Annotated in this window: 10 protein-coding genes, 5 tRNA genes and 2 rRNA genes; all 17 read right to left on the bottom strand. The window is 36.1% G+C overall.

What is annotated here, in order from left to right:
- Positions 1–56 precede the first annotated feature (56 nt).
- The 17 genes from glmS to rrf (BMW29_RS09745) all read right to left on the bottom strand — a co-directional run bounded on the left by glmS (position 57) and on the right by rrf (BMW29_RS09745) (position 13007).
- Complete coding sequence (gene glmS, locus BMW29_RS09830) at positions 57–1862, bottom strand: glutamine--fructose-6-phosphate transaminase (isomerizing) (protein WP_092652904.1); 1806 nt, start codon at positions 1860–1862, stop codon at positions 57–59.
- Positions 1863–2228: 366 nt separating this feature from the next.
- Positions 2229–2780 carry a helix-turn-helix domain-containing protein gene (locus BMW29_RS09825; RefSeq protein ID WP_092652902.1) on the bottom strand — a complete coding sequence of 184 codons (552 nt, stop codon included), beginning with the start codon at positions 2778–2780 and terminating at the stop codon, positions 2229–2231.
- Positions 2781–2896: 116 nt separating this feature from the next.
- A complete protein-coding gene (locus tag BMW29_RS09820; RefSeq protein ID WP_177165739.1) occupies positions 2897–4069 on the bottom strand; it encodes an MFS transporter in 1173 nt (390 codons plus the stop codon).
- Between the two features lie 128 nt (positions 4070–4197).
- Complete coding sequence (gene glmM, locus BMW29_RS09815; RefSeq protein ID WP_092652898.1) at positions 4198–5553, bottom strand: phosphoglucosamine mutase; 1356 nt, start codon at positions 5551–5553, stop codon at positions 4198–4200.
- A gap of 47 nt (positions 5554–5600) precedes the next feature.
- The gene (locus BMW29_RS09810) at positions 5601–6794 is read right to left on the bottom strand and encodes a CdaR family protein (protein ID WP_092652896.1); all 1194 of its coding nucleotides are present in this window, start codon (positions 6792–6794) and stop codon (positions 5601–5603) included.
- A complete protein-coding gene (gene cdaA, locus BMW29_RS09805; RefSeq protein ID WP_092652894.1) occupies positions 6791–7630 on the bottom strand; it encodes a diadenylate cyclase CdaA in 840 nt (279 codons plus the stop codon). The genes BMW29_RS09810 and cdaA overlap by 4 nt, the downstream gene beginning before the upstream one ends.
- Before the next feature lie 268 nt (positions 7631–7898).
- Positions 7899–8014: ribosomal RNA gene (rrf, locus tag BMW29_RS09795) — 5S ribosomal RNA — on the bottom strand.
- A 323-nt stretch (positions 8015–8337) separates the two neighbouring features.
- Positions 8338–8409: transfer RNA gene (locus BMW29_RS09790), tRNA-Gln, on the bottom strand.
- A gap of 9 nt (positions 8410–8418) precedes the next feature.
- A tRNA-Tyr gene (locus BMW29_RS09785) sits at positions 8419–8502 on the bottom strand.
- Positions 8503–8513: 11 nt separating this feature from the next.
- A tRNA-Glu gene (locus tag BMW29_RS09780) sits at positions 8514–8585 on the bottom strand.
- A gap of 134 nt (positions 8586–8719) precedes the next feature.
- The gene (locus BMW29_RS09775; RefSeq protein WP_092652892.1) at positions 8720–9406 is read right to left on the bottom strand and encodes a histidine phosphatase family protein; all 687 of its coding nucleotides are present in this window, start codon (positions 9404–9406) and stop codon (positions 8720–8722) included.
- A gap of 98 nt (positions 9407–9504) precedes the next feature.
- Positions 9505–10947 (bottom strand): PTS transporter subunit EIIC, encoded by a 1443-nt coding sequence (locus BMW29_RS09770; protein WP_092652890.1) that lies wholly within the window; start codon positions 10945–10947, stop codon positions 9505–9507.
- 223 nt (positions 10948–11170) lie between these two features.
- On the bottom strand, positions 11171–11533 hold the full coding sequence (locus BMW29_RS09765; RefSeq protein WP_092652888.1) for a YybH family protein: 363 nt from the start codon (positions 11531–11533) through the stop codon (positions 11171–11173).
- Between the two features lie 48 nt (positions 11534–11581).
- On the bottom strand, positions 11582–12523 hold the full coding sequence (locus BMW29_RS09760; protein WP_092652886.1) for an alpha/beta fold hydrolase: 942 nt from the start codon (positions 12521–12523) through the stop codon (positions 11582–11584).
- Positions 12524–12704: 181 nt separating this feature from the next.
- Positions 12705–12777: transfer RNA gene (locus BMW29_RS09755), tRNA-Thr, on the bottom strand.
- Positions 12778–12807: 30 nt separating this feature from the next.
- Positions 12808–12881 (bottom strand) — tRNA-Asn (locus tag BMW29_RS09750).
- A gap of 10 nt (positions 12882–12891) precedes the next feature.
- Positions 12892–13007 (bottom strand): 5S ribosomal RNA (rrf, locus tag BMW29_RS09745).
- Positions 13008–13027 lie beyond the last annotated feature (20 nt).

Genomic DNA, 13027 nt, shown 5'->3' with positions numbered 1-13027 from the left:
TATCTACCTCTATTTTACGCGTTTTTCACATGAAAACAAGTCAGCAATTTATCATGCTATTCAACTGTGACACTTTTCGCCAAATTTCTAGGCTTATCTACATCATTGCCACGGTGTAAACTTGCATAATAGGAAAGTAATTGTGCTGGAATCATCGCATTTAAAGTGGTTAACAGTGGATGTGTTTTTGGTAAAATAAAGTCATCTCCCGCTTCATTTAGCCCATCCATTGCAATGACCATCACATGACCACCTCTAGAAGCGACTTCTTGAATATTGCCACGTGTATGTCCGGCAACATTTTCTTGTGTAATCATCCCAATTACAGGTGTACCTTCTTCAATCAAAGCAATCGTACCATGCTTCAATTCCCCAGCTGCAAAGCCTTCTGTTTGAATATAAGAAATTTCTTTTAATTTTAGTGCAGCTTCCATCGATGCGTAATAATCTAATCCTCTACCAATATAAAACGCATTGCGGCTCACAGCTAAAAACTCACTTGCTAACTGTTCAATCTTCTCTTTATCATCAATCATCATTTCCATACCATTCGCAACAATCCCTAATTCATGCTGCATATCAACTGTTAGCGGTAATCCTTTAGATTTACCCACAACCTCGGCTAACACGGCTAAAACAGCAATCTGAGCTGTATAAGCCTTAGTTGAAGCAACAGCAATCTCTGGTCCTGCATGTAAGAGCATCGTGTAATCTGCTTCTCTAGATAAAGTAGACCCTTGAACATTCGTAATCGTTAGAGTAGGATAGCCCCATTCTTTAACCTGTACGAGTACTTGTCTACTATCTGCTGTTTCACCACTTTGACTCAAGAAAATGAAGAAAGGTTTCTCAGTTAATAATGGTGGATTATACCCAAATTCACTAGATAAATGCACCTCAACAGGAATGTGAGTCAGTGTTTCTAGCAATTGCTTGCCTACCCAACCAGCATGACTACTTGTTCCACAGGCCACAATATAAATCCGATCAGCTTGCAACATTTGTGCCACAATCTCTTGATCAACCGCTAAATTTCCATGAGCATCTTGATAATGCTGAACAATTTTTCTTAAAACAGCTGGTTGCTCATCAATTTCTTTGAGCATGTAATGAGGATAGGTGCCCTTTTCAATATCCGTAGCATCTAACAAAGCGGTGTAAGCTGCACGTTCGACAACTTCTCCTGTTTGATTTTCAATCAACATTTCTTCCGCTTGCAAGATGACCATTTCCTGATCCATCAATTCAACAAATTGGTCGGTTACATGAATCATAGCCATTGCATCACTTGCTACCACATGAAAATCTTTCCCTACACCAATTAATAAAGGACTTTTATTTTTAGCCACATATAATAATTCAGGGGTTGCAGTATCAATCATCGCTAGTGCATACGAACCTTTTAAGATAGATAAGACTCTTTTAAAAGCTGTTTTAGTATCTTGTCCATCTGCCACAAATTTAGCCAACAATTGAACAATCACTTCAGTATCTGTTGTACTTGCAAATGTCCCATCAGATAAATACATTTGCTTCAACTGACTAAAGTTTTCAATCACACCATTATGAACAATGGTAAATCTTTTATTTGTTGATTGATGTGGATGTGCATTTTCTCTACTTGGTTTTCCATGAGTGGCCCAACGTGTATGACCAATCCCATTTGTACCGCTTGCAGCAGTTGGAATCAAGCTTTGTAAAGTCGCAATCCGTCCTTTTTCTTTAAATAATTCTCCTTGACCTGTTTCATTTAGCAAATAAATACCAGATGAATCATAACCACGATACTCTAATTTTTCTAAGCCTTGCAATAAAATCTCTTTGGCATTTTCATGCCCAATATATCCTACAATTCCACACATAATAAAAAAACCTCTTCCATTCAATAAATTCGCTTCTTTAGTATTGAAAGATGTGTGAATAAACTTTTGTCTAAAATATTACTATTTTGATTTGTATTTATTCTTTAGATTACATCAACCTAGAGCCACCCGCCGAATACTTCGATAAGCTCTTTCCTCGTCACCTGAAAACAGGTCTGGCGCTGTTCTTTTTTAAAATTGGTACACCTCCATTATTATTTTTTATTTTCAAAAGAAGCATTTAAAGCATAACTAAATACCAGTAATATGTCAACAAAAAAATAAATAATCAAAATTGGTCTATACAAATAAAAAAAGAGTCAAAAGACCCTTTTTCGATTCTGTCCCATTTATCCTAACCACTGACTATCCTCTATCAATTTGTAAACCAAGGAATCCTTTTCGCTTTACCTTCACACTATACTTCAACATATAAGTAGGCTGATTTTGGGAAATAGCATGATAAATTGCCGTCATTTCTTTTTCTGCATCCTCTACAGTTTCATACCAACCTAAAGGTTTTCCACTATCTCCCCAGAAACTACTTGTGGAATCTATCCCCATTAACATCGCTTGTGGAACAACGCCCTTTTTCTCTTTAAAGGTCTTAGCAATATAAAATTTATAATAGGATGTCAAATTTCTAGTTAATTCACTTTTAATGAGTATTTTAAAGGAAGTAGGAACCACTTGGTTTGCTTTTGACATTTGATGACCAGCCTCACTACCTTGAGCAAGTAAATCATCAAATGAAATATGGAAATATTCTACTAACATTGTTAATTTTTCATAATCAGGAAATGAAAGACCTTGCTCATATTTTGAAATAGATTGCCTTGAAACATTTAATATTTCTGCTAGCTCTTCTTGAGAAAGACCTTGTTCAACTCTTAATTTTTTTAATCGTTCAGCAAACAATCAACTCACATCCACTCTCTATTTATTTCCTTTATCCTACTAAACAGGCACTCATTTGACTACCATTATTTAGTTACATACCGCAACTACCAGTTGCAAAAGTGATATTCTTTGATTTATTCAGCCATTTCTTTCCCCATTTTACCAAGAAGCAAGCTGAGTAAAAAAGCAAGACCTCCTAAGATTGCTGTTAAATAAATCGTCACTTCTACTTGAAAAGCACTGGTAATAGCACCTGCAATCGTCGGAATCAGTAATGAAGAGCCACCATTATATAAACTAATCGCTACTAGCTGACCTGTTGATTTCAATTGATCACTTGAATACTCGAAAAGCAGCACTCTTGCAACCAAAATAATCAGTGGGATTGTGAAAATTTGTAACATCCCTGCTAAGATGATTTGGAAAGGTGTGGTTGAAAGACCATAAATTAAAAATTGAAGCGTATAAGCAATACAAGCAATCAATAATAGACGATAAGGATTGATTTTCCTCAATAAATAAGCCCCAAAAAAGAAAGTAGGAATTTCTACAATCGCCATCAAGGTCCAACGATATCCAATATCAATTTCATTTGCTCCTAATGCCATCATCTTATCTAACACAGCACTATTATTCGTTGCACTCATTGCATAAAGTAAAAACAAAATCAGTGTTAATAAAACATATTTTTTATTTTGAAACAGCGTCTTAATATCAGAAATTTTAACATCCTGTGTCGCACTATGGGATCCTTTGTCTGCATCGGCAATAAAATAAGCAATACAAAAGCTAATTACAGTAAAGAAAAGAATGCCCGTTGCTACACCACCATAACCAAAATGATAGACAATCGCTGAAATACAGGTACTACCAATTGCCCAACCAATTGAGCCAAACAACCGAATAAAACCAAAACGCGTTCGTGTATATTCACCTAGTTCAAATACCCAGTTATCCATCAAACCAAAATTTAAATTCATTAAACCACCAGCCATTGCAACCATTAATAAATGAAAAATAAATAATTGGTCCTGCCTTGTAAACAACACACAGGCTGCCACCGCATATAGCGCAACCCCTAAAACAAAAAACTTTTTAATTGCGCGATATTTATCCGATAAAAAACCAAATAATAGTTGAAAGCCAATCGTTGTTACCGCATAGGATGATAACATCATCCCACGTTCAACCGTTGAATACCCAATTTTTGTTAAGTAGGGCACATATTGAGACATCGAAAAACTCATGACCATATAAATAAACAGGTATAATCCAACAAAAGACCTTACTTGCTTCTTCTTCTCCACAATTTGCCTCCTCCCGTTTCACTCATTAAATAGTATTGTATCCCATATTAGAGAAACTGCATAGCCTAAAAAAATGGCAGGTTATTTCTTATTTCTAAGAAATAACCTGCCAGCGATTTTACACTCATTTAATCTAAACCAATTTCAGCCTGAACAACTGCCGCAATCCGGTCAACATATTGATTGACTTTCTCTTCAGTTGGCGCTTCACCCATCACACGTAATAAAGGCTCAGTACCACTAGGACGAACAAGAATTCGACCATCGCCATCCATTTCAGCTTCAACCGCTTCAATGACTTCTTTAATGGCAGCATGTTCCATTGCGTTATTTTTATCACTCACCCGAATGTTCACTAATTTTTGCGGATAGGTATTCACTTCAGCAGCTAACTCAGATAATTTTTTACCCGTCTGCTTCATGACATTCAACAATTGAATCCCTGTTAACATCCCATCACCAGTTGTATTATGATCTAAGAACACAACATGACCAGATTGTTCACCACCAAAATTATAACCATTCGTACGCATTTCTTCCACAACATAGCGATCACCTACTTGAGTTTCTAAAGCAGTCATTCCTGCTGCCTCAACGGCCTTATGAAACCCTAAATTACTCATAACCGTCGCTACAATTGTATCCTGTTTTAAGCGCCCTTTTTCTTTTAAATATTTTCCACAAATATACATAATTTTATCGCCATCAACAATTTGACCAAGCTCGTCAACTGCAATCACACGATCGCCATCTCCATCAAAAGCTAGTCCAGCATCTGCACCTTTTTCAAGGACAAACTCTGCTAATTTTTCTGGATGGGTTGAACCAACCCCAGCATTAATATTGATGCCATCTGGAGAAGTTCCCATTGTATAAAAATCAGTTTCTAAATCCGCAAATAAACGATTAATCAAAGGACTTGTTGCCCCATTTGCACCATCCACACACACACTAATTCCAGCTAAATCACTTGGTAATGTTTGCTGTAAAAATTGAATGTATTTTAAGGCGCCTTCATTATATTCATCTAAAGAACCTAAACCATCTGCACTAGGTCTTGGTAAATTATCTTGCTCTGCATTTAATAAGGCTTCAATTTCAAGTTCTGTTTCATCAGAAAGCTTAAAGCCATCTGAACCAAAGAATTTAATCCCATTATCCTCAGCAGGGTTATGAGAAGCTGAAATCATCACACTAGCTGCTGCTCCTTGTGAACGTGTTAAGAAAGCAACACCGGGTGTTGAAATAACACCTAATTGCATCACTTCAATACCAACAGATAATAATCCAGCAATCAAAGCTGACTCTAGCATAATACCAGAAATACGTGTGTCTCTTCCTACCAATACACGAGGCTTTGCATTTCCTTCAGCGTGTTGGGTTAATACATACCCACCAAATCTTCCTAATTTAAAAGCTAATTCAGGTGTTAATTCTGAATTGGCAACTCCTCGAACACCATCTGTTCCAAAATAATTTCTCATGCTTGTTTTCTCTCCTTTAATTTAAGGTCAATCCGTTTTAATTGTCGTTATTTCTGGCGACTGAAAGCAACAAATTGAGCTAGGCTGTCTTTCGCTAATCTTTGATAGTTTTTCAATTTAACGCTACGCATACCGGATTGAACAATACTCTTTGTTGACTGTCCATTCATCGAAACACTTGAATCTTTACTAGATTCCGCTTCACTCTCTGAGCTGCTACTTTCACTACTTGAGCTTGACTCATCTTTTTTATCCTCTTCTGTTTTAGCGGGTTTTTCTTCTACTGTACCTGTAACATTAATCGCAACTGTTACCTTTTCTGGAGAATATAAAAAGACATCCTCAGGCAAATTAACCGTTACATCTCTGACAGTAGTCTGCTCAATATCACTAATATCAACAGCTACTGCTACCGTTGAAAGCTTAGCTAACGCTTCTTGTGTTCCTGCAACAGTAATGGTGGTAATAGGAGAAGAGAGCTGATAGTTTTTCCCTTTCTTGGGCGTCCCTGTTTGTTTAAATGTAATGGGTACGGTTTTAGTCAATGCATGAATTGGAATTTTCACTTGAACGACCTCTGGATTAACTGTGACATCAAGTTTATTGTAGTCTGCATCCAGCACTTGCACCGAAACCTCTTCATTATAATCCTTTTTCAGACCATTTTCTGGAGAAACAGAAACCTTTACATAAGCAATTTTATCAATGGTCGATTTAGAACCTGATATTTCAACTTCATCATAATCTAAAACAGGTTCTGCAGAAACATAACCTGGTGCAATCAAGGATGGATTGAATTCAACTTCTACAGGAAATGATTTTGTTTCTTTTTCTTCAATTGAAACGGTCACTGTATCAGGAATAATCGAAACAGCTACTTCATCAGAAATCCCTGTTTGTTTTAATTTTACCACATGTTCCCCAGGTGCTAAACCTCTAAGATCAGCAGAAATTTTAAAATCCTGTAAATTTTCAGTTGTTTGCACAATATTTCTTGGTCCTTCAATATAAACGGAAACAAATTGAGGAATCCCTGAAATAAAATAATCTTTATCTTTATCTTTTAGCACTTGAATAGGAATATCACTCATTGTTGCTTTACTTTTATAACTAACAATTGAACCCGTATCAATCGTATTTTTACCAATATCAACACCTTTGACATAAGCAAACAAAAGCAGAGCAGCAACAAAAGCCAGGGTTCTTACTGACCATTTACTATTCATTATTTTATTCATCATTTAGAGTCCCTCCTTGTAATACCAGAGATAAACTCTTGAATCATATTTGGTTTCTTCTTACTATCAGGAGTAACTAATTGCTGTTCTAATACTTTAACAAAATTTTCATGTGTTAAATCCCTCATAAGTTCACTGTTTTGAGCAATGCTGACTTCTCCTGTTTCTTCTGAAACAATAATTGTCAACGCATCTGACACTTCACTTAAACCAATAGCTGCACGATGCCTAGTTCCCAACTCTTTAGAGATAAATGGGTTTTCAGATAATGGCAAATAACCAGCTGCTGCGGCTATTTTATTTTGTTTAATCAAAACAGCCCCATCATGTAATGGTGTGTTTGGAATGAAGATATTAATCAACAGCTCCCCAGAAATATCTGCATCTAAAGGAATCCCAGTTGCAATATATTCATCTAAACGTGTTTCCTTTTCAATCGAAATCAATGCACCTATTCGACGTTTTGCCATATATTGAACAGCCTTATCTAGCCCATCAATCATTTTCACAGTTTGATTGGTTTCACGCTTGGCTTTTCCAAACAAAGATCCTCTACCTAAATGTTCTAAACCACGTCTTAGCTCTGGCTGGAAAATAATAATCGTTGCTAGTACGCCCCATTGAATCACACGGTCCATAATCCAAGCAATTGTTTGTAAGCCTACATATTCACTGATAATTTTAATCACTAGGATAATCACAATTCCCCGCAATAACTGAACGGCTTTTGTGCCACGTACCATCAAAATTAATTTATAAATGCAAAACCAAACAACTAGGACATCAATTACATTCGCTAATTGGTGCCATGTAAAAACAGTAGACCAATCAATTGACATTTCACATGTCACCTCCGTTATTATTTTAAATGACATTATTCGTTCATTATTATATCATATAGACCATTCATCCGTCTGTTTCCTTATAGGATTTATACAAAAATTTAATCAATTTACAAAAAAAACGAAAGAGAAGAATCTCTTTCGTTTAAATAAAGTAAGGTGAATGAGTCATGCAGGGGCCGAACCTGCGACCCTTTGCTTAAAAGTCAGATGCTCTCCCAGCTGAGCTAATGGCTCAAATGGATAAATAAAAAAAATAAACAGTGCGTGGCAACGCCCTATCCTTGCAGAGGGAACCCCTCAACTACTATCGGCGCAAAGAAACTTAACTTCTGTGTTCGGCATGGGAACAGGTGTATCCTTCTTGCTATCGATACCACACTTTTGTTTATTTGTTTAATGATAACTATGCTTTAATCTAAAGACTGTTAGCGATAGTGTTTCAATTTAATGCGAGAAAAATTTATTCATCTCAACATCGATGCTATCAATTAGTATTTTTACTAACGACAGTGTTTCAGTATTAAGGTGACAAAGTCTCATTTCAATCGCTTTGTACTTCTCAACATCAATGCTATCAATTAATATTTTTACTAATAGTAGTGTTTCCGTATTAAGGTGACAAAGTCTCGTTTCACTCGCTTTGTACTTCTCAACATCTACTCTGTCAATCGAAGATTGTCAGTCGTAGTGTTTCGAAGCAACTGGGCTAGCTGGATTCGAACCAACGCATAACAGAGTCAAAGTCTGTTGCCTTACCGCTTGGCGATAGCCCAATAATAAAATGGTGGAGGGGGGCAGATTCGAACTGCCGAACCCGAAGGAGCGGATTTACAGTCCGCCGCGTTTAGCCACTTCGCTACCCCTCCATCTTATTATATGACCCGTACGGGAATCGAACCCGTGATACCGCCGTGAAAGGGCGGTGTCTTAACCGCTTGACCAACGGGCCTAATTATTTACTGCTTAGCTTTTTGCCACAAGATTGATTATATAAAGTTTTTGCCGCTTTGTAAAGTTCTTTTTTCGTTTTTTTTCATTTTCCAGTATAAAAGTTCTGTTTTATACTGGAAATATTAGGAAATGCTATTGTTCTCCTAAGGTTTCTAAGTAAATACGACCATTTTCTATCACTAAAGTGGTCACACTACAATTTGGTAATTCTAAAGCTTCAACTGGTTCAGCTACAAATAATTTTAAGATGGTCAGTATCGTCATTCCATGGGTAACAATGAGTGCATTGCCTCCACCTAAAGCAATCATTTCAGCTATTATTTTTTCAATCCCTTGCTTCACACGAGTGACAATTTCTAAATAGGATTCAGCTGTCTTGGTCGCATCATTTGTTTGAATAATTTCTGCTATTTCTGCTTCTGTTACTTTTTCTGTTAATGCCTTTAATTGAGAAAAGGCTGGGTCATAGGTCAGTCCTTGCGATTCAAAAATAATCCCCCACATGAAGGCATCATCTCTGCCTTCAAAGCCTCCATAATGCCACTCTCTTAGCTCTATTAGTTCCGTTAGTTCAAGTGTCTGTTTTTTGCTTAGATTGATTAATAGACGCGCGGTTTTAATCGCTCGACCTAAATCACTTGCATAAGCTTTTTTAAATGGAATCATTGCTAGTTTTTTCCCAAGTACTTCTGCACCTTTTACTCCTTTTTCAGTTAAGGGGGTGTCAGACCAACCCTGAACTTGAAAGTTCGCATTAAATGTTGTTTCACCATGTCTAACCAAATATAAAGTTACTCTTTTATCACTTTTATGTACCATATTTTTCCTCCTACCTTGCCTTTATCTATCTTATCACAAAAAATGCTCTTCTTTCATTTCAAAATTCTGAAATGAAGAAAAGCATCTTAACAACGATTTTATTTTAATGTTGCTTCTTCTTTGCCACTAAACATATAGGTTAAGAAGAATCCGACAACAAATCCTGCAGCAATAGCAATTAATGTGCCATAGAAATCCATCCCTATGCCATCAACAGGGTTAATCTTATTTGGGATAGCAAAGATACCTAAGCCTCCCATTTGGAAGCTTCTACCACCAAATAGACCAATTAACGCTCCACCAACCCCTGCACCAATACAGCTCATAATGAAAGGCTTTTTACGTGGTAAGGTAATTCCATAAATAGCTGGTTCTGTAATGCCAAAAATCCCCGTTATAAAAGCTGAAATTCCCAGCCCCTTAACCTTATCATTTTTAGATTTTAACACAACTGCTAAAACAGCACCGATTTGAGCAAATGATGCGGCAAAAGTCAACGCTAAAACTGGATCACTTTGGAATTTTCCTAAGTTAATTAACGCAATAGGGACTAATCCCCAGTGTAATCCAAACATCACAAATACTTGCCATAAACCGCCAATTAAGGCACCTGCTACAATTGGACTTAAATCATAAATAGCCAAGCTACCAGCACCTAATAAATCACCTAACCAAGAAGCAATTGGTCCAATGATTAGGAAGGTAAGAGGCACAACAATCAAAATTGTAAAGAAAGGAACCAAGAACATTTTCACGACATCTGGAATAACTTTTTTAAAGAATTTCTCTACCTTTGCCCCAAAGAATGCTGCAAAAATAACTGGAATGACTGAAGAACCATACCCATTAATTGGTAAAATAACTGGTAAACCAAAGAAGGTCAATTTTATAGGTGACTCAATGACGGTTCCTTTAAATAAAGTGTAAAGAACACCCTCACCTGGTCCCTCCAAGGTAGGCGCCATTCCCACCACTGCTGGATAAACTAAACACGCACCAATAACCATACCAATAAAAGGATTGCCTTTAAATTTCTTACTAGCTGAGTATCCTAGAATAATTGGGAAGAAATAAAATAATGAATCACCAATAGCATTTAATAGTAAATAAGTTCCTGAGTCTGCTGAGACTAATTTTGTAATCGTTAAGATTGCTAATAAACCTTTAATCATCCCTGTACCAGCTAATACGCCTAGTGTCGGTGTAAATACACCAGAGACAGTATCAATAAATTTATCAAATAAGCTCATATGCTTATTATCGCCTTCGTCAATCTCTAAGGCTTCCTCATTATTAAAACCGCCAACATAGGTAACTGCCTTATACACATCTGATACATGGTTGCCAATGACAACTTGATACTGTCCACCGCTTTGCATAACCGTCACAATTCCATCCATATCTTTTAACTCATCTGTCTTGGCAAGACTTTCGTCTTTAAGCTTAAAACGTAGTCTTGTCATACAATGAACAACACTGATTACATTTCCCTTGCCACCAACTTTTTCAATAATCGTTTTTGCTAAGTCTTCATATTTCATTTTAAATCTCCTCTCATCTTTATCTAGGTGTTGTTTAGTTTGTTTAAAAAAAGAAAAAAACCCAAACTAATTTGAGGCTACAATTCATACTTGTAGTATCAAATTAATTTAGGTTTTGCCCACTGCTGGTAACAATCCTATTTCTTTGTAAATTCATCATAACACACAAAGAAAGCGTTTACAATTTTTTTTTAAATATTTAACATAAATTTTCATGAACATTTTAAGCACTCAAATGTTCATGAATTAAAAGCCATTTTTGATCCACTTGCTTAAAGATATTCGTCGCTCTCCCTTTACCAGATTGATGAATACCATTAACCAAACCTGACCACTTATATTCATAAATACAAGTAGCCACTTCAGAAGAGGTCGCAATCCACTGAACATGATCCGCTTGATAAACCTCTTCCTGAACAGTCGTCCAAGCCTGTTCAAAATATTCTTTGATTGCATCTATTGTTGTACAACTATTATCAGAAAACCAATAAACTGCATTTTGGGCCAAACATTTCTCCACTTCAGAAAAATCATGAGTATTTGTCGCATTTATGTAGTCAATTAGAGCCTGTTTATAATCACTCATCTTTCTCCCTCCTTCCTCTTATGAATAGATAAAACGAATAGAATCTCTTTAAAATGCTGCAATAATCTCTTGTAAATCTTTTTCAAATTTTTGAGGCTCATCAAACATCGGAAAATGCGCACTATTTTCATAGGTATAGAAGCTTTTCTTAGGTGCATCTATTTTATCATAGAAGGCTAATGCTTGCTCTGTACAAGCCATTAAATCATGTTTCCCAGCAAATAGGTACATAGGTATGACTAAACTTTCAATTTCTTCGCCAATATTCATATCAAACATATCATTTGTTAAAAAAGTCATTAATTTACTTGAAAAAAGTGCACCAAAGAATTGTTTCTTTTCAGTAAAAGAATATAATTTATAGGAGAAGACATCTTTGATTGTCTGAAATGAGCCATATTTTCTTGTATGGAAAATAGTTTTTCTTTCTGCTGCTGTTATCTGTTGACTAGATAGAAAAAATTCCTTACTTGAAAGATAAGCTCTATTTTTATTATTCTCCAGCTTAGCCATTAATTTTTTCTTATTTTTATTTTTTGCAGTTGTCAGCATAAAGTCATAAACAATTTTATTATGCTCATACATATCATTGACTTGCCCTACACCGATGTATGCATGATAAAGTTCAGGATAGGCTTTCACTACCTTACTTGCTGTTACAGTTCCAAATGAATGGCCTAAAATAAATGCTTTTTTCTTGTTAAATCTTTCCAAAAAATGGCGTGTTATTTCCTTAACATCTGAAGCAAAATCGTCAAAAACAGCTTTACCATCTGTAATGTCAATCGTTGCATTCATTCCAGCACCACGCATTTCTGGAAAAACACATTGAAAAAATTGGCTAATCTGAGGAAAATACTTTGTGATGATCGCACTTTCTGGGTACAATGGGCCACCATGAACATAAATTAGTAATGGGCGTTCATCTACTTTATCATCAAAAATAGTTCCTAAAGATACTTCATTTACTTGAATAAATTCTTTCTTCATTTACTTCCAACTTTCTATGTATAAGTATGTAACTACTAAAAAATAATTCAGAGCTTTCACACAAGCTCTAGATAAAAGTATAAAGTATCTCTCATAAAAAAAATACCCCAAATTTATTAAATACTTTATTTTACTAATAAACAAAAAAAGACTTTAAAAAAGTCTTTTCACCATTTGCTTAAGCCACCTGCCGGGATCGAACCGGCGACCTCTTGCTTACCATGCAAACGCTCTACCTACTGAGCTAAGGCGGCATACAATGTGTTTTTTTGCAAAAAAAAATACTCCGAAAGTAGGACTCGAACCTACGACATCATGATTAACAGTCATGCGCTACTACCAACTGAGCTATTTCGGAATAATTAAATGCGTGGCAACGTCCTACCCTTGCAGAGGGAAACCCTCAACTACTATCGGCGCTAAGAAGCTTAACTTCTGTGTTCGGCATGGGAACAGGTGTATCCTTCTTGCCATCGCCACCACACTATTTAATGTTTAAGAGAT

The sequence above is a fragment of the Isobaculum melis genome, from assembly GCF_900111355.1.
Classification (GTDB): Bacteria; Bacillota; Bacilli; order Lactobacillales; family Carnobacteriaceae; genus Isobaculum; species Isobaculum melis.
The sequence above is the reverse complement of the archived record's forward strand: the minus strand, read 5'-3'. Positions and strand labels throughout refer to the sequence as shown.

Coding starts and splice junctions, on each gene's coding strand:
- glmM (WP_092652898.1), bottom strand. CDS start 5,553: ATGAGAAATTATTTTGGAACAGATGGTGTTCGAGGAGTTGCCAATTCA.
- glmS (WP_092652904.1), bottom strand. CDS start 1,862: ATGTGTGGAATTGTAGGATATATTGGGCATGAAAATGCCAAAGAGATT.
- BMW29_RS09765 (WP_092652888.1), bottom strand. CDS start 11,533: ATGAGTGATTATAAACAGGCTCTAATTGACTACATAAATGCGACAAAT.
- BMW29_RS09775 (WP_092652892.1), bottom strand. CDS start 9,406: ATGGTACATAAAAGTGATAAAAGAGTAACTTTATATTTGGTTAGACAT.
- BMW29_RS09760 (WP_092652886.1), bottom strand. CDS start 12,523: ATGAAGAAAGAATTTATTCAAGTAAATGAAGTATCTTTAGGAACTATT.
- BMW29_RS09810 (WP_092652896.1), bottom strand. CDS start 6,794: ATGATGAATAAAATAATGAATAGTAAATGGTCAGTAAGAACCCTGGCT.
- cdaA (WP_092652894.1), bottom strand. CDS start 7,630: ATGTCAATTGATTGGTCTACTGTTTTTACATGGCACCAATTAGCGAAT.
- BMW29_RS09770 (WP_092652890.1), bottom strand. CDS start 10,947: ATGAAATATGAAGACTTAGCAAAAACGATTATTGAAAAAGTTGGTGGC.